A 17,389-nucleotide genomic window follows, 5' to 3' on the forward strand; every position below is an offset into this window, starting at 1 on the left:
TCCTCCAGCTTCTTGCCCTGCAGTCGATGAAAGCATCCCGTTTCCTGGTGTCCACACTCAAGGAGGCCCCGGCCGACGCCGAAGTGGCCAGCCACCGGCTCATGACCCGTGCCGGCATGATCAAGAAGCTCGGCGCGGGCATCTACACGTACATGCCCATGGGCTTGCGCGTGATCCGCAAGGTGGAGGCCATCGTGCGCGAGGAGATGAACCGCGCCGGCGCCGTCGAGATGACCATGCCCGTGGTGCAGCCTGCCGAGCTCTGGCAGGAGACGGGCCGCTTCGACAAGATGGGCCCCGAGCTGCTGCGCATCAAGGACCGGCACGACCGCGACTTCGTGGTCCAGCCCACCAGCGAGGAGGTGGTGACGGACATCGCCCGCCAGGAGATCCGCAGCTACAAGCAGCTGCCCAAGAACTTCTACCAGATCCAGACCAAGTTCCGCGACGAGCGCCGTCCGCGCTTCGGCCTGATGCGTGGCCGTGAGTTCATCATGAAGGACGCCTACAGCTTCGACCGCAGCCCCGAGGCGGCCAAGGCGAGCTACCAGGTGATGGCGCAGGCCTATCGCCGCATCTTCGACCGCTTCGGCCTGCGCTACCGCGCCGTGGCGGCGGACAGCGGCGCCATCGGCGGCGACCTGAGCGAGGAATTCCAGGTCATCGCCGCAACGGGTGAGGACGCCATCGTCTACTGCCCCGACAGCGACTACGCCGCCAACATGGAGAAGGCAGAGGCGCTGGCGCCCACCGGCCCACGCGGCGCGGCGACGCAGCAGATGACCAAGACGCCGACGCCCGGCAAGTCCACCTGCGAGGACGTGGCGGCGCTGCTCGGCGTACCGCTCTCGACCACGGTGAAATCGCTCGTACTGGCCACGGACTTGCTCGACGACAAGGGCGCCATCAAGGCCACCCAGGTCTGGCTCCTGCTGCTGCGCGGCGACCACGACATGAACGAGGTCAAGGTCGGCAAGCTGCCCGGCCTGGCCGGCTTCCGATTCGCCACCGTGGGCGAGATCGAGGCCCACTTCGGCTGCAAGCCCGGCTACCTGGGCCCGCTCCACATGAAGCAGCCGGTCAAGGTTGTGGCCGACCGCGAGGTGGCACTGATGGCCGACTGGATCTGTGGCGCCAACGAGCCCGACTTCCACATCACCGGCGTCAACTGGGGCCGCGACCTGCCCGAGCCCGACCTGGTGGCCGACCTGCGCAATGTCGTCGCGGGCGATCCGTCGCCGGACGGCAAGGGCGTGCTGGCCATCGAGCGCGGCATCGAGGTGGGCCACGTCTTCTACCTGGGCACCAAATACAGCCACGCCATGAGCGCCACCTTCCTCGAAGAAGACGGCAAGCCGCGTCCGCTGGAGATGGGCTGCTACGGCATCGGCATCACGCGCCTGCCGGCCGCCGCCATCGAGCAGAACCACGACGAGCGCGGGATCATCTGGCCCGATGCGCTGGCGCCCTTCACGGTGGTGCTGTGCCCCATCGGCATGGACCGCAGCGCCGAGGTCAAGGCGGCTGCAGAGGCCCTGTATGACCAACTGCTGGCCGACAGGGTGGACGTGCTGCTCGACGACCGCAACGAGCGCCCCGGCGCCATGTTCGCCGACTGGGAGCTCATCGGCGTGCCGCACCGGCTGGTCATCTCGGACCGCGGCCTGAAGGAAGGGCAGTTCGAATACCAGCACCGCCGCGACACGGCGGCGACCAAGGTGCCTGCAGCAGAGGCGGCGGCCTTCCTGAAGGGCCGCCTGGCGGTGTGACGCAGCAGCGCCTGGCCTTCGCCGATGTGCAGGCCGGCGTGCCGCTCGGCCCTGCTGCAACTGCGGCCACGGCTGCGGTGGCCGAGGCGATGTCGCCTGTGTCCCAGACCGGGCGCCGTGGCTTCCTGGGCCGCGCGGTGCAGGTGGCTTCCTGGGCTGGCCTCGCCGGCCCGCTGTGGCGGCCTTCCACCGCCCACGCCGGCGCCCAGATCGAGGAGCCGCTGGCCGATGCGGTGCGCACCGCACTCAGCTCGGCCATCCTCAACAACGCCCCGCCGGTTCCTGAGTTCGACGACTTCGCCGGCCGCCTGCACTACCTGCGCTGGCTCGGCACCATGGGCGACCGGCTGCGGCGCAAGGTGTCCGATTGGCAGACCCGCAAGGAGCTGCTGCAGACCATCTGGTACGAAAGTCGCCGCGCCGGCCTGGACGTGAGCCTGGTGCTGGGCCTGATCCAGGTCGAGAGCAACTTCCGCAAGCACGCGGTGTCGAGCGCGGGTGCGCGGGGCTACATGCAGGTGATGCCCTTCTGGGTGCGGACCATCGGCAACGGCGACCCCTCGGTGCTGTTCCACATGCAGACCAACCTGCGCTTCGGCTGCGTGATCCTGCGCCACTATCTGGACCGTGAGCGCGGCGACCTGTTCATGGCGCTGGGCCGATACAACGGCAGCCGCGGCCGCGCGCCGTACCCGGACGCCGTCTTCGCCAACCAGCGCAACTGGACCTTCGATCCTCGTCACACCCCGGGCGGCGCAGGCGAGTGACTGGCGGGCCACCGGCCGCCGCCCAGACCTTCGCCGGAGGGCCGCCGACGCTGCGCCCTTCAGTGGTGCACCGCAGGATCGGGCTGCGCTGCGGCCGGTCCGCCGCGGGTGACCATCACCTGGTCGATGCGGTGGCTGTCCACGTCCATCACCTCGAAGGTGAAGCCGGCCCAGCTCACGCTGTCGGTGCGGCGCGGCACGCGGCGCAGCATCACCATCAGAAAGCCCGCGAGCGTCTCGTACTCGTCCTCGTGCGGCATCTCGTCGATGCCCAGGGCGCGCTGCACGTCCTGGATGGGCGTGACGCCGTCGATCAGCCAGGAATGCTCGTCGCGCTGCACGATCTGCTGCTCGTCGGTGGAGGGCGGCACCAGGTCGCCCATGACCGTGCTCATCACGTCGTTGAGCGTGATGACGCCCACCACCAGGCTGTATTCGTTGACCACGATGGCGAAGTCTTCATGCGCGGAGCGGAACTGTTCCAGCACTTCGGTGAGGGTCAGCCGGTCCGGGATCACCAGCGCCTTGTGGATCGGCAGGCCCTGGTCAAAGGAGAGCGGCTGGCCGCCCAGCACGCGCTGGAACATGTCCTTGGCGTCGACATAGCCGAGCACATGGTCGATGTCGCCTTCGCACACCGGGTAGGCGGAATAGGGCTCGGCCACGATGCGTGCGCGCAGCACCGACTCCGGATCGTCGCGGTGCAGCCAGGCGATGCGCTCGCGCGGCGTCATCACGCTGTTGACCATGCGCACGTCCAGCTCGAACACGTTGGCGATCACCTGGTGCTCCTGGGCCGCCAGCACGCCGGCGCGGGTGCCGGCCTCGGACATGGCCAGTATGTCGGCCAGGGTGATCTTGTCCTCGCGCACCATGGGCAGGCCGAGCAGCCGGAACAGGCCGTCGGTCATGCGGGTGAACAGCCAGGTGAGCGGGCCCAGCAGCGTGATCAGCCAGCGCATGGGCCGGGCGATGCGCATGGCCATGCGCTCCGGCTCGCTCATGCCCAGCCGCTTGGGGAAGAGGTCGGCGAAGACCAGGAAGGCCGCGATGATGGTGATGAAGGAGGCGGTGAAGGCGGCTCGCTGGGCGTTCTCGGCATCGAGCGCCAGCTCGAACAGGCGCGCGAAGTAGGGCGTCAGCGCCCCTTCGCCCACCACGCCGCCCAGGATGGCGATGGCGTTCAGGCCGATCTGCACGACGGTGAAGTAGTGGCCCGGCTGCTCCTGCAGCGCGATCACCTCCTGGGCCCGCGCGTCCCCGTCGTCGGCCAGCTGGCGCAGGCGCAGCCGGCGGGCGGCGGCCAACGAGATTTCGGCGACGGAGAAGAAGGCGCTGACGGCAATCAACAGCGCGATCAGGAGCAGGCTTTGGGTCAGGGTCATCGGCTGGCAGGAAGTGGCGCCGGCCTGAGGATAGCGCCCCGGCGCACGGCGTCACCCGTGTCTCAGCCCCGCGAGCATGCCGGGCCGCGCTCGAACGGCAGGCGCGCGAGCGGGCAGGTCCCACGCGGCCCGGGACGCCCTCCGTGGCGTCGGGTTACTGCACGAAGCCGATGCGTGTGCGCTGGCTGCCGGCGCTGCGCGGCAGGTCGTCCGCCTGCATCTGCTCGCGCCGGGCCAGGCGGGCATTGCCGAAGCCGGTCATCAGCGCGCGTCTCATCTCGCGCGGAGCCAGGCTGGCCAGCACATCGAGCACGTCGTCGGCCGGCTCGGCGGCCAGGTGACGGCCCCAGTCGTGCTCGGCGCGGATGGACAGGTACAGGTTGCGGGCGATGCGCCGCGCCTGCTCGGGCGAGGGCGCTTCGATCTCGAACACGTTCATCCGGTTGAGGATGGGCTCAGGCACGCTGCGCTCGTCGTTGGCGGTGGTGATCCAGATCACCTGGCTGGCGTCGATGGCGACTTCGGCGAACTCGTCGACGAAGTGGTGGGCCGTGTCGTGCTCCAGCAGGCTGTAGAGCGCGCCCAGCGGGTCGTACTGGGCATCGGCGCTGGCCTTGTCGATCTCGTCCACCACGATGACGGGGTTGGCGTACTGGCCGTCGACCAGCGCCTCGAACACCTTGCCGGGCTTGGCGCCCTTCCATTGCGAGGAGGCACCGGAGAGCAGCCAGCCGGCGGTCATGGAACTCATCGGGACCAGTTGCATGCCGGTGCCCAGCAACTCGGCCAGCTTGCGGGCGAAATGGGTCTTGCCGATGCCGGGTGGGCCCAGCAGCAGCATGGGCGTCACTTCCAGGCCGTCACGGCTGTCCTGGGCCAGCGCGACGTGGCGGCGTACGTCGTCCAGCACATCGGTGAAATTGGGGAGCTGTTCGTAGAGCGCGGCCATGTCGGGCACGCCGCTGGGCTTGACCTGGAAGCGTTCGGGCCCGCGCTCCAGCATGCGGGTGTAGGTGCTGCGCAAGGTCTCGTGCTCGCGCTCGGGCAGCTTGGCGAGCCGGCGCTCAACCTCATGCGTCTCGTAGACGCTGCGCAGCTGCGCCACGGGCAGCTGGAAGCCTGCGCTGGTGGGGACGAGACTGCGGGAATCCATCGGGAACACCTCCGTATCGAACAACAACACCTGGTGCGATACAGCATAAGACGTGCCCGCGCCGCTTGCACACGGACCGCAGGGGGCCGACAGCCAATGTGGCTTGGCGACTACAAGAGAGTAGGCGGTGCTCGGGGCGTGTATGAATCCGCCGAGGCCGGGTCGGACGAGGCGGGTGCCGCCCAAAGCAATTCGGCCCGCACGCAGCGAGCCGAATCGAAGCCGGGCTGGCCGGCGGTGGAGAGGTGCCCTGCAGCCTCAGGCGGCCTGGGTCAGCATCTGCTGCAGTTCGCCGGACTCGTACATCTCCATCATGATGTCCGAACCACCCACGAACTCGCCCTTGACGTAGAGCTGGGGGATGGTCGGCCAGTTGCTGTATTCCTTGATGCCCTGGCGGATCTCGGCGTCGTCCAGCACGTTGACCGTGGTCAGCGCCCTGGTGTCGACGCCGCAGGCCTTCAGGATCTGGACGGCGCGGCCGGAGAAGCCGCACATGGGAAAGCTCGCGTTGCCCTTCATGAAGAGCACGACATCACTCGACTTCACGATGCCGTCGATGCGTTGCTGAACGTCGCTCATGGGGTTTCCTGTGGGTGGTGGGGTGATAAGGACGTGGATTATTTCACCGGGGCCCAGGTTGCGCCGGTGCAGCGGGCAATGCCGGACAGATCGTGGCGGTGCTGGATGTCGGCAAAACCCGCGGCCGCCAGCAACTCGCGCACGGCGGCAGCCTGGTCGTGGCCGTGTTCCAGCAGCAGCCGGCCACCGGGCAAGAGGTGGCCGGGCGCGGCGCGGACGATCTGCCGCAGGTCGTCCAGACCATCGGCGCCGGCCACCAGCGCCGACAGCGGCTCGTGGCGCAGGGCGGGAAGGTGCGGGTCGCCCTCGGCGATGTAGGGCGGGTTGCTGACGATGAGGTCGTAGGCGGTCGGGGGAGCTCCGTCCAGCCAGGAGGCCTGGCGGAAGGCGACGGGCAGGCCGAGCCGCTGGGCGTTCGCCGCGGCCACCGCGAGTGCATCGGCGCTGGCATCGACCGCCTCGACCCGCGCATCGGGCCGGGCGCGCTGCAGCGCCAGGGCGATGGCGCCGCTGCCGGTGCCCAGGTCGAGCACGCGCGGGGCGTGGCGGCCCTCCAGGCAGGTGAGGGCCCAGTCGACCAGCGTTTCGGTGTCCGGTCGCGGCACGAGCACGCGGGCGTCCACCTGAAGGTCGAGGCCGTGGAATTCCTTCTGGCCGAGCAGATAGGCGGCGGGTTCGCCTGCCAGGCGCCGTCGGAAGAGGGCGGCGATGCGCGGCCAGTCGCCGGCAGCGAGCGCGTCACCGTCGTGCGTCAGCAGCCAGGCCCGGTCGTGCGGCGCCCGGTCCAGCGCAAAGAGCAGCAGCAACTGGGCATCGAGCCGATCGAGGCCGGCGCGCAGGCCGGCCTGCAGGGCGGCGGCGACGCTCGGTGGGGCGGCTTCTGCGGACAAGTGAGCGGACGTGGCGGCCGCTGGCGCGGGCGCGGCGCTCGCGGCCTCGGCCCCCGCCGTGGTGTCATCGCCAGCCGGCATGCTCGGGCGACCGCTCATGCCTGGCTCGCCTCCAGCTCCGCCAGCTGCTCGGCCTCGCGCGCCGCCTGCAGCGCATCGAGCACCTCACCCAGGTCGCCTTCCATCACCGCGCCGAGCTTGTAGAGCGTGAGGTTGATGCGGTGGTCGGTGAGCCGGCCCTGCGGGAAGTTGTAGGTGCGGATGCGGTCGCTGCGGTCGCCGCTGCCGATCAGTCCCTTGCGCAGCGCGGCCTCCTTGGCGGCGCGCTCGCTGCGCTCCTTTTCCTGCAGCCGGGCCTGCAGCACCTGCAGCGCCTTGGCCTTGTTGCTGTGCTGGCTGCGGCCGTCCTGGCATTCGGCGACCAGGCCGGTGGGCAGGTGCACCACGCGCACGGCGGAGTCGGTCTTGTTGATGTGCTGGCCGCCGGCGCCGCTGGCGCGGAAGGTGTCGATGCGCAGGTCGGCCGGGTTGAGGGTGATGGCCTGCGTCTCGTCGGGCTCGGGCATCACGGCCACGGTGCAGGCGCTGGTGTGGATGCGGCCCTGGGTTTCGGTGGCGGGCACGCGCTGGACGCGGTGGCCGCCGGATTCGAAGCGCAGCCGGCCGTAGGCGCCGTCGGCTTCGACGCGCAGCACCACTTCCTTGTAGCCGCCGATCTCGCTCTCGCTGGCGCTCATGATCTCCAGCTTCCAGCCCTGGCTGGCGGCATGGCGTGTGTACATGCGCGCCAGGTCGCCCGCGAACAGGGCCGATTCGTCGCCGCCCGTGCCCGCGCGGATTTCGAGGAAGGCATTGCGGGCGTCGTCCGGGTCCTTGGGCAGCAGCAGGCGCTGGAGTTCGTCCTCCAGCTGCTGCAGCTCGGCCGTGGCGGCGGCGATTTCCTCCTGCGCCATCTCGGCCATGTCGGGGTCACCCAGCATGTCGCGGGCGCCGGCCAAGTCGGTCTCGCGCTGCCGGTAGCGGGCCCAGCGCCCGGCGATGGCCGTGACCTCGGCATGCTCGCGTGATAGCACGCGGTACTGCGCCATGTCGGCCATGATGTCCTCGCGCGAGAGCAGGAAGTCGAGCTCTTCCAGGCGCTGGGCGAAGCGTTCGAGTTGGTGGCGGAGGAAGTCTTTCACGGGCGAAGCGGAAGGGGGGACGGGGCCGTGCGGCAAGGGCGGCGCAAGGCGGTTGCGCGGCGGAAGTGAGCAGCCCCCCGTGCAGAGGAGGCTTCAGCGAGCGAGCGTCGCTAGTTGTCGCGGCGCGGGTCGCCGTTGCGCAGGAAGAGCCGGCTCACCGTCTGCGCCGTCTGCTCGCGGTGGGTGGCGTCGCCGGCGTGCAGTTCGGCCAGGGCGCCGTGCAGCATCTTCTGCGTGAGGCCGCGCGAGAGGGCCTCCAGCACCGCCTCGACATCGTCGCCGCGGGCGAGCTGGCGGCGGGCGCGGGCCAATTCGGCCGTGCGCCAGGCATCGGTCTGGGCCTGCAACTGCTGGATCAGCGGCACGCTGCTGCGCTGGTCCATCCAGTGCAGGAAGTTCTGCACCCCGGCATCGATGATGGCCTCGGCCTGGGCGACGGCGGCCTGGCGGCTGGCCTCGCCCTGGCGCACCACATGGGCAAGGTCGTCCACGGTGTAGAGGTAGACGTCTTCCAGCGCCTTGACCTCCGGCTCGATGTCGCGCGGCACGGCCAGGTCGACCATGAACATGGGCCGGTGCTTGCGCACCTTGAGTGCCCGTTCCACGGCACCGAGGCCGATCAGCGGCAGGGTGCTGGCGGTGCAACTGACCACGATGTCGAACTCGGCCAGGCGGCTAGGCAGGTCGGCCAGGCGCATGGCCTCGCCGCCCAGGCGGCTGGCGAGCTTCTCGCCGCGCTCGAGCGTGCGATTGGCGATGACGATGCTTGCGGGCTGGCGCGCGGCGAAATGCGTGGCGGCCAGGTCGATCATTTCGCCGGCGCCGACGAAGAGCACGCGGGTCTCGCGCAGGTCCTCGAAGAGCTGGCCGGCCAGGCGCACGGCGGCGGCGGCCATGCTGATGGAATGCGCGCCGATCTCGGTGGAGGTACGCACTTCCTTGGCGACGGCGAAGGAGCGCTGGAACAGCTGGTTGAGCGTGGTGCCCAGCGCGCCGGCCGTCTCGGCGGCGCGGATGGCGTCCTTCATCTGGCCCAGGATCTGGGCCTCGCCCAGCACCATGGAGTCGAGGCCGCTGGCCACGCGGAAGGCATGGCGCGCGGCCTGGCCATCGGTGAGCGTGTAGGTGTGGGAGCGAAGCAGGGCCGGCGAGACGCCGCCGCTGCCGGCCAGCCAGTCGACCGTGTGCTCCAGCGCGGGGCGGTCGGCGGCGCAGTAGATCTCGGTGCGGTTGCAGGTGGAGAGGATGGCGGCCTCCACCGGCGGATGGCCGCGCAGGCCCACGGCGCTGCGCAGACTCTGCAGGGTGGGTGCGATCTGGTCGACGGCAAACGCGAAGCGGCCGCGCAGGTCGAGCGGCGCGGTCGTGTGGTTCAAGCCGAGTGCCCAGACTGCCATAACCGCGCATTATAAAATTTGCGCCCCTCTTCGGCGCCTTGCACTGCAGCAAACCCTCCTATCGCAGTCATTGGCGGACGCATCGCGGCGCATGTCTCCCCTCCAGTTTCTCGATCACCTGCTGAATTTCGTGGCGCCTGCCGTGGTCGTGGCGGGGTTGCTGGCCCTGGGCTTGCGCGTGCTGCAACGCGCACGCTCGCTGCGCGTGCCGTTGTGGAAGCAGGTGGCAATCACCACCGGGGCCGGCGTCGTGACGCTGCTCGGTGGCCTGGTGCTGACGGGTCACGACGGGCGGATGGCGACTTATGCGGCGCTGGCGCTGGTCGCCGGCACCGTGCAGTGGGCCCTGCTGCGCGGCGGACGCTAAGCCGGTCCTTTCCTCATTCCTGCGGGTAAGCCCGAGCTTCCGACGCCATTGTTCACGCCATAACATGAATATGAATTCATGTTCATGTTGAGTCGATGCAGGAAGAACTCGTCCAGAAAGCCGCCGGCACGCTGCCGGCGCAGCATGCCGTCGCACCCAAGCGCCCGCGCGGCCAGGAGCGACAGCAGGCGCTGATCGAAGCCGGGCTGCAGCTGACGGCCAGCCGCCGCTGGTCCGAGGTGACGGTCAGCGACATCGCCCAGGCCATCGGCTGCTCGGTCGGCACCTTCTACACGCGCTTCCACAACAAGGAGGCCTACTTCGCCGTGCTGCAGCAGCTGCTGGCGGAGGTGCTTCAACAGCGGCTCGACGCCTTCCACGCCGCGCCGGAGCGCGAGGGCGAGACGCCCGCGCAGTTCCTGCAGGCCTGGGTGGGGCTGATGGTCCATTCCTTCCGGCTGCACCGCGGGCTCTATGCCGCAGCGCTGGGGCAGACCCAGCAGCAGCCGCGCGACGCCAACACGGCGCATCCGCTCGCGAAGCTGCGGTTGGTCACGCGCGGACGGCTGGTGGCGGCCATGGCGCGCTGGCCGCAGTGGCAGGGCGAGGTCGCCGCCGCGCGCCTGGGCTTCGCGCACCAGATGCTGCACGGGCTGCTGGTCAGCGCCGTGCTCACCGACCCGGGGCCCGTCCGGCTGGACGAAGCGGCCCTGGTCGCGCAGACCGCCGAGGCGCTCGGCGCCTACCTGGGCATCGCGCCCGACCACCGGGACAACCAGCCATGAAGACCGCCTACGGCCCCACCCTCGACCTCCAGCGCCTGGCCGCGGCCGGCGCGCCGCCGGAGGACGGCGAGGACTTCGACGACGCCCGCCGCGGCCTTCTCGGCTGCGACGACGAGGCCGAGGTGGCCGGCGTCTCCGGCGCGCCGGTCTGGAGTCTGCGCCCCTACGCCTTCCTTGACGACGAGACGCCCGCGCCCACCGTCAACCCGGCGCTCTGGCGCCAAGCGCGGCTCAATCGCATCCACGGGCTGTTCCAGGTCACGCCGCGGATCTTCCAGGTGCGCGGCTACGACCTGGCCAACATCACCTTCATCGAGGGCGACGACGGCCTGATCGCCCTCGACGCCCTCACGGTGCCCGAGACCGCCGCCGCGGCGCTGCGCCTCTACCGGCGCCTGCGCGACCCCGAGGGCCGCCGGCCGCTGCACACGGTGATCTACAGCCACAGCCACAGCGACCACTTCGGCGGCGTCGCCGGCCTGGTCTCGCAGAAGGACGTGGATGCCGGCCGGGTGCAGGTGATCGCGCCCGTGGGCTTCATGCACCACGCCGTGGCCGAGAACGTGATCGGCGGCGTCGCCATGGCGCGGCGGGCGCAGTTCCAGTTCGGCCACACGCTGCCGGTGGGCGCCGACGGCCAGGTGGATGCCGGCCTGGGCAAGAGCCTGCCGCGCGGCCGGCCCTCGCTGATCGCGCCCACCTGGGAGATCGTGCAGGACGTCGAGGCCCACACCATCGACGGCGTGGCCATCGAGTTCCAGCTGGCGCCCGACACCGAGGCGCCCGCCGAGATGCACTTCTACTTTCCGGGCGAGCGCGCCCTGAACCTGGCCGAGAACGCCACGCGCACGCTGCACAACCTCTGTCCGCTGCGGGGCGCCAAGGTGCGCGATTCGCTGGCCTGGTCCAAGTACCTGCACCAGGCGCTGCAGCGCTGGGGCGATCGCAGCGACGTGGCGCTGGCCCAGCACCACTGGCCTACCTGGGGCCAGGACCGGGTGCAGGGCTTCCTGCGCGAGCAGCGCGATCTGTACCGCTGGCTGCACGACCAGACCGTACGCCTGATGAGCCACGGCCTCAAGTCGGCCGAGATCGCCGAAGGGCTGACCATGCCGGGCCCGCTGGCGCGGCGCTGGCATGCGCGCGGCTTCTACGGCACGGTCTCGCACAACGTGAAGGCCATCTACCAGCACTACCTGTCCTGGTACGACGCCCATCCGGCCAACCTGCATGCGCATCCGCCGGTGGCGGCGGCCGAGCGCTATGTGCGCTACATGGGCGGCATCGACGCGCTGGTCGAGCGGGCGCGCGGGGACCTGGCGCACGGCGACTACCGATGGGTGGCCGAGGTCATGAAGCATGCCGTCTACGCGCACCCGGACCACGCCGGCGCCCGCGCGCTGGCCGCCGAGGCGCTGGAGCAGATGGGCTTCGCCGCCGAATCCGCCACCTGGCGCAATGCCTTCCTGCTGGGCGCGCGCGAGTACCGCGAGGGCCCGCCCGCCGCGCCGGCCGTGCCCGGCGGCAGCGCCATGCTGGCGGCGCTGGGCAACGGCCTGCTCTTCGACGCGCTGGCCGTGCGCCTGAACGCGCCCCGCGCCGGCGAACTGGCCTGCGTGGTGGGCCTGCACCTGGTCGACAGCGGTGAGCACTGGCGGCTGGAACTGTCCAACGGCGCATTGAGCCCCATCCGCGTGCCGTCGGCCGAAGCGCCCTGCGACGTGCACCTGACGCTGCCGCGCCGTGCTCTCAACGCGCTGCTGACGCGGCAGCAGACGCTGCCGGAGTTGGTGGGCGCCGGCGAGGCGCAACTGCGCGGCGACGCCGGCCTGCTGCCGCGCTTCTTCGGCCTGCTGGACAACTTCAGCGGCAGCTTCCCGGTGGTCGACGCGGCCCGCTGGCCCGACTAACGACGCACGCGGGCACGAGGGCCCCGCGACCGGCCCGCGCCCACGCTCCGATTCCTCCCCAGCGTTCAGGAGACGCGCCATGCCCCAGAACAACCACCAGGAAGAGCACTTCGACTACGTCATCGTCGGCGGCGGCACCGCCGGCTGCACGCTGGCGGGCCGGCTGAGCGAGGATCCGCGCGTCACCGTCGCCCTGCTCGAAAGCGGCGGCAGCGATGCCAGCGGCTGGGTGACCGTGCCCATGGGCCTGATCGGTACCGTGCCCACGCGACGCATGAACTGGGCCTTCGAGACCGAGCCGCAGCCCGGTCTGGGCGGCCGCCGCGGCTACCAGCCGCGCGGCAGGGTGCTGGGCGGCAGCTCGTCGATCAACGCCATGATCTACGTGCGCGGCCATCCCGCCGACTACGACGAATGGGCGGCGCTGGGCTGCACCGGCTGGAGCTGGCAGGAGGTGCTGCCGTACTTCCTGCGCAGCGAGGGCAACACGTCGCTGCCGGCCTCCGCCCTGCATGCGACGGATGGGCCGGTGAAGGTCTCCAACATCCGTTCGCCGGCCGCCTTCAACGAGCGCTTCCTGGAGGCGGGGGTGCAGTGCGGCTACGTGCTCAACCCGGACTTCAACGGCGCGCAGCAGGAGGGCGTGGGCTGGTTCCAGGTCACGCAGAACGGCGGCGAGCGCTGGAATGCGCAGCGCGCCTACCTGGCACCGGCGCGCAACCGCCCGAACCTGCGCGTGATCACCGGCGCCCACGCCCTGGGCCTGCGCATGGAAGGGCGACGCGTGAACGGCGTGGACGTGTCGGTCGGCGGCCAGCGCCGCAGCCTGACGGCCCGCGCCGAGACCCTGCTGTGCGCCGGTGCCTTCGGCAGTCCGCAACTGCTGATGCTCTCGGGCATCGGGCCGGCCGAGGCACTGCAGGCGCAGGGCATCGCCGTGCGCCACGCGCTGCCGGGCGTGGGCCGCAACCTGCAGGACCATCTGGACTGCGTGCTGTCGCGGCGCTGGTTCGACCTGGAACTCTTCGGCCGCACGCCGCAGGGCTTGGTGTCGCTCTTCCGGCACTGGGGCCGCTGGCGCCGCGAGCGCGAAGGCTGCTTTTCCACCAACTTCAACGAGGCCGGTGCCTTCCTGTGCAGCCAGCCCGGGCTGCCCCGGCCCGACATCGGTCTGCATTTCTCGCGTGCCCAGGTGCAGGACCATGGCCGTCGCCAGATGCCCGGCCATGGTTACGGCCTGCATGCCTGCGTGCTGAGGCCGGCGTCGCGTGGCACGGTGGGCCTGCACAGTGCCGACCCGCATGCGGCGCCGCGCATCGACCCGGCCTTCCTCTCCGATCCGCAGGACATGGCGGCCATGGTCGAGGCCTACCGCATCTGCCGCCGCATCCTCGCCGCGCCGGCCTTCGCCGACGTGCGCGGCATTCCCGGCCGCGCCGAGCCCGACCCGGCCGACCGCATGGGCGTGGAGGCCTACATCCGTGCCACCGCCGACACCATCTACCACCCCGTCGGCACCTGCCGCATGGGGCAGGACGCGCAGGCCGTCACTGATCCTGAACTTCGCGTGCACGGCCTGGACGGAGTGCGAGTGGTCGACGCGTCGGTCATGCCGCGGCTGATCGGCGGCAACACCAACGCGCCGACCTACATGCTGGCGGAGAAGGCGGTCGACCTGATCCGCGGACGCACCGCGCCGGCTGCAGCGACCGCATCGGTGACCGAATCGGCTGCCCTCTCGCTCGCGTAGTCCGTCCCGCCCCAGACTGCCACCAGCCGCCCATCGCCCGCCCGCTCAGGCACCGACGACCCAGGAGTCCGCCCATGCCCGCCGCCCAACCGCCCGAAGCCCCCGCCTACCAGGGCCACGCCGGCCGAACCCTGGCCGAATCCCGCCCCTGGTGGCCCGAGCCCGCACGGCCCGCGCCCGGCACGCCCAATGTGCTGGTGGTGCTGTTCGACGACGTCGGCTTCTCCGACTTCGGCTGCTACGGCTCCGACATCGCCACGCCCACCATCGACGCGCTGGCGCGGCAGGGCGTGCGCTGCACCGGCTTCCACACCACGGCCATGTGCTCGACCACGCGCGCCTCGCTGCTCACGGGGCGCAACCACCATGCGGTGGGCATGGGCTGCCTGGCCAACTTCGACTCGGGCTACCCAGGCTACCGCGGCAAGATCGCGCGCGATGCGCCCACGCTGGCCGAGATGCTGCGCCCCCACGGCTACAACAACTACATGGTCGGCAAGTGGCATGTCACGCCCGTCAGCGAGACCGGCCCCGGCGGCCCCTACGACGGCTGGCCGCTGCGCCGCGGCTTCGACCGCTTCTATGGCTTCCTCGATGCCGAGACCGACCAGTACAGCCCCGAGCTGGTCCAGGACAACACGTTGATCGCCGCGCCCGGCACCTACGAGACCGGCTACCACCTGACCGAGGACCTGGTGACCCAGGCCATCCGCATGATCGCCGACCACCAGGCCGACCGGCCGCGCCAGCCCTGGTTCACCTTTCTGGCGCTCGGTGCCTGCCACGCGCCGCATCAAGCGCCGGCCGAACTCATCGCGCACTATGACCAGCGCTTCGCCCACGGCTGGGACGAGGAGCGCGCCCGCCGCCTGGCGCGCCAGATCGCCATGGGCGTCGTGCCGCCCGGCACGCAACTGCCCGAGCGAAACCCCGGCGTGGAGGCATGGGACGACCTTCCGCCCGAGCAGCAGCGCCTGTTCACCCGCCTGCAGGCGGCCTATGCCGCCATGCTCGACCATGCCGACCGGCATCTGGGGCGGCTCGTTGCCTTCCTGGAGGAAGCGGGCCTGCGCGACGACACGCTGATCCTCGTGCTCTCCGACAACGGCGCCAGCCAGGAGGGCGGCCCGCTCGGCATGGTCAATGCCATGGGCCCCTTCAACCTGCTGCAGGAGACGCTGCAGACCAAGCTCGCCCGCATCGACGACATCGGCGGGCCCGACACCCACAGCAACTTTCCCTACGGCTGGGCCATGACGGCCAACACGCCGCTCAAGCGCTACAAGCAGAACACGCATGGCGGTGGCATCCGCGATCCGCTGGTCGTCTCCTGGCCGCGCGGCATCGCCAGCGACGGGGCGTTGTGGAAGGGCTTCTGCCATGTGAGCGATCTGGCGCCCACGGTGCTCGACCTTCTGAAGCTGGCGCCGCCCACGCAGGTGGAGGGCGTCGCCGCGCAGCCCATGACCGGCCAGAGCTTCGCCGCCTGCCTGCGTGACCCCGCCGCGGCCTGGCAGCGCGGGCCGCAGTACTTCGAGATGTTCGGCCACCGCGGCCTGTGGCACGAGGGCTGGAAGGCCGTGGCCTGGCATGCGGTCAACACGCCCTTCGAGGCCGACGTGTGGGAGCTCTACCACCTCGACGAGGACTCTTCGGAGACGCGCGACCTGGCCGCCGTGCATCCCGAGCGGCTGGAAGCACTCAAGGCCCTGTGGTGGCGCGAGGCCGAGGCCAACCAGGTGCTGCCGCTGGACGACCGCTTCGCGCCGCGCTTCGCCGAGAACGGCCGGCGCGTGCACGGCCCGCGCACGCAGTTCGTGCTGCATGCCGGCATGGGCCACCTGCCCAACGACGTGGCGCCCGACGTGCGCAGTCGCGACTACCGCATCGAAGCCTACGTGCGCATCGACCGCGCCGATGCCCAGGGCGTACTGGTGGCCCATGGCGACGCCACCTGCGGCTACAGCCTGTACCTCAAGAACGGCCACCTGGTGCACGACATGAACGTCGGCGGGCGCCACCACCTCATCGTCTCGGAGCGCCCCTTCACGCCTGGCCACCATGTGCTGGGCCTGCAGATGCGGCTCGGGCCCTGGGTACGGGTGCGGCTGCCGGTGATCGGCATGACCATCATGCCCTCCACCCGCACCGCCACGCTGCTCATGGACGGCGAGCCGGTGGGCCGGCTGGACACGCGCATGCTGGGCTTCAACAGCCAGGTGTCCTTCTCGGGCCTGGACATCGGGCTGGACCGTGGCAGCCCGGTATCGCACTACGAGGCACCCTTTGTGCTTCAGGGGGCACGGCTTTTCCGCGTCGAGTACCAGCTCGATCCGCTGCAGCGCCTCGATCCTGAATTGCTGGCACTGGTGGAGATGGCCCGGCAATAGCGCTTTTCCCCGCATCGACAACACCGAACGACACAACCAGAGGAGAGACCCATGCAACGCCGAGAACTGCTTGCCGCCGGCTTGGCGGCCCTGCCTGCCTTCGCGCCCCTGTCGGCGCGGGCGCAGACGCCCCTGCGCATCGTCACCACCGACCAGCCTGGCGGCGGCATGGACGCGCTGCTGCGGCCTCTGGCCGACCGCCTGGGCCAGAGCCTGGGTCGCCCGGTGCTGGTGGAGAACCGCGCCGGCGCCCAGGGCCGCATCGGTGGGCAGGTGGTCGCCACCAGTCCTCCGGACGGCAACACGCTGCTCGTCACCGTGCAGGCCGGCGTGGTCATCAATCCGCAGGCCTACCCGAGCTGGCCCTACAACCCGCTCACCGACCTGGTGCCGGTGACGGACATGGGCCGCGGCAGCCTGCTGTTGCTGACCGGTCCGTCGATGCCGGCCAGCGACTTCGCGGGCCTGGCCAAATGGCTGCAGGCGCAGCCCAAGGGCAGCGTGAGCTACGGCACCTACAGCCCCGGCACCATCTCGCATTTCGGCGGCGTGCTGCTGGCCAAGTCGCTGGGCGTGGACATGGTGGCCGTGCACTACAAGGCCTCGGGCGATCAGGTGCGCGACATCGCCGGGGGACAGGTCGCCCTGGGCTGGGGGCCAGCGGCCGGCTCGGTGGGGCAGTTGATCAAGGCCGGGCGCCTCAAGGCCATGGCCTATCTGGGGCCCAAGCGCCTGCCGGCCTTTCCTGAGGTGCCCACCATCCGCGAGCTGGGTCATCCGAGCGTGGAGATGGATGGCTGGATCGGCGTGTTCGCGCCCCGCGGCACGCCTTCCGACGCGGTCGCACACCTCCAGCAGGAGATCGCCCGCGCCATCGCCGCGCCGCAGATGCGCGACCTGTACCTCAACGTCGGCTTTGCACCGGGTGGTGCGCCGCCGGCCGAATTCGCGCAGCTGGTCAAGTCGGACTGGCAGCGCTTCGGAGAGACGATCCGGATGATGGATTACCGGCCCGAGTGAGCGGCGCGCCCGCGGGGCGTTCCTGCCGAGCACAAGCCCGATC

At 70.6% G+C, this 17,389-nt stretch carries 14 protein-coding genes; 8 read left to right on the forward strand and 6 right to left on the reverse strand.

The annotated features are described in order from the left end of the window. Positions 1 to 26 precede the first annotated feature (26 nt). A complete protein-coding gene (locus ACT54X_RS10730) occupies positions 27 to 1,769 on the forward strand; it encodes a proline--tRNA ligase (RefSeq protein ID WP_294376978.1) in 1,743 nt (580 codons plus the stop codon). 89 nt (positions 1,770 to 1,858) lie between these two features. Continuing rightward, the gene (locus ACT54X_RS10735; protein ID WP_294377051.1) at positions 1,859 to 2,536 is read left to right on the forward strand and encodes a lytic transglycosylase domain-containing protein; all 678 of its coding nucleotides are present in this window, start codon (positions 1,859 to 1,861) and stop codon (positions 2,534 to 2,536) included. Positions 2,537 to 2,595: 59 nt separating this feature from the next. Here the strand turns inward: ACT54X_RS10735 and paeA are convergent, their stop codons facing one another. From paeA to hemA, 6 genes are all read right to left on the reverse strand, one after another. Then, positions 2,596 to 3,921, reverse strand: coding sequence for a polyamine export protein PaeA (paeA, locus tag ACT54X_RS10740; protein ID WP_294376975.1), 1,326 nt, complete (start codon positions 3,919 to 3,921; stop codon positions 2,596 to 2,598). A gap of 154 nt (positions 3,922 to 4,075) precedes the next feature. Next, positions 4,076 to 5,074, reverse strand: a complete 999-nt coding sequence (locus ACT54X_RS10745; protein WP_294376973.1) for an AAA family ATPase — start codon at positions 5,072 to 5,074, stop codon at positions 4,076 to 4,078. Between the two features lie 258 nt (positions 5,075 to 5,332). Continuing rightward, on the reverse strand, positions 5,333 to 5,656 hold the full coding sequence (grxD, locus tag ACT54X_RS10750) for a Grx4 family monothiol glutaredoxin (protein ID WP_294376969.1): 324 nt from the start codon (positions 5,654 to 5,656) through the stop codon (positions 5,333 to 5,335). Positions 5,657 to 5,694: 38 nt separating this feature from the next. Beyond that, complete coding sequence (gene prmC, locus ACT54X_RS10755) at positions 5,695 to 6,546, reverse strand: peptide chain release factor N(5)-glutamine methyltransferase (protein WP_294377048.1); 852 nt, start codon at positions 6,544 to 6,546, stop codon at positions 5,695 to 5,697. Between the two features lie 95 nt (positions 6,547 to 6,641). Next, positions 6,642 to 7,727, reverse strand: coding sequence for a peptide chain release factor 1 (gene prfA / locus ACT54X_RS10760; RefSeq protein WP_294376966.1), 1,086 nt, complete (start codon positions 7,725 to 7,727; stop codon positions 6,642 to 6,644). A 110-nt stretch (positions 7,728 to 7,837) separates the two neighbouring features. Further along, positions 7,838 to 9,124 (reverse strand): glutamyl-tRNA reductase, encoded by a 1,287-nt coding sequence (gene hemA, locus ACT54X_RS10765; protein ID WP_294376963.1) that lies wholly within the window; start codon positions 9,122 to 9,124, stop codon positions 7,838 to 7,840. A gap of 91 nt (positions 9,125 to 9,215) precedes the next feature. On the opposite strand from hemA, the gene ACT54X_RS10770 reads away from it, so the two are divergent. The 6 genes from ACT54X_RS10770 (at position 9,216) to ACT54X_RS10795 (ending at position 17,346) form a co-directional block, all read left to right on the forward strand. Continuing rightward, on the forward strand, positions 9,216 to 9,491 hold the full coding sequence (locus ACT54X_RS10770; protein ID WP_354321956.1) for a hypothetical protein: 276 nt from the start codon (positions 9,216 to 9,218) through the stop codon (positions 9,489 to 9,491). A 95-nt stretch (positions 9,492 to 9,586) separates the two neighbouring features. After that, positions 9,587 to 10,276 (forward strand): TetR/AcrR family transcriptional regulator, encoded by a 690-nt coding sequence (locus ACT54X_RS10775; RefSeq protein WP_354321957.1) that lies wholly within the window; start codon positions 9,587 to 9,589, stop codon positions 10,274 to 10,276. Further along, a complete protein-coding gene (locus ACT54X_RS10780; protein WP_476346433.1) occupies positions 10,273 to 12,186 on the forward strand; it encodes an alkyl/aryl-sulfatase in 1,914 nt (637 codons plus the stop codon). The genes ACT54X_RS10775 and ACT54X_RS10780 overlap by 4 nt, the downstream gene beginning before the upstream one ends. Positions 12,187 to 12,265: 79 nt before the next feature. Beyond that, positions 12,266 to 13,936, forward strand: a complete 1,671-nt coding sequence (locus ACT54X_RS10785) for a GMC family oxidoreductase (protein WP_476346435.1) — start codon at positions 12,266 to 12,268, stop codon at positions 13,934 to 13,936. Between the two features lie 74 nt (positions 13,937 to 14,010). After that, positions 14,011 to 16,326, forward strand: a complete 2,316-nt coding sequence (locus tag ACT54X_RS10790) for an arylsulfatase (protein WP_476346437.1) — start codon at positions 14,011 to 14,013, stop codon at positions 16,324 to 16,326. Positions 16,327 to 16,377: 51 nt separating this feature from the next. After that, entirely contained in the window at positions 16,378 to 17,346 is a 969-nt protein-coding gene (locus tag ACT54X_RS10795) for a Bug family tripartite tricarboxylate transporter substrate binding protein (protein ID WP_476346439.1), read from the forward strand. Positions 17,347 to 17,389 lie beyond the last annotated feature (43 nt).

Source organism: Pseudacidovorax sp. DMC4 (assembly GCF_056314265.1).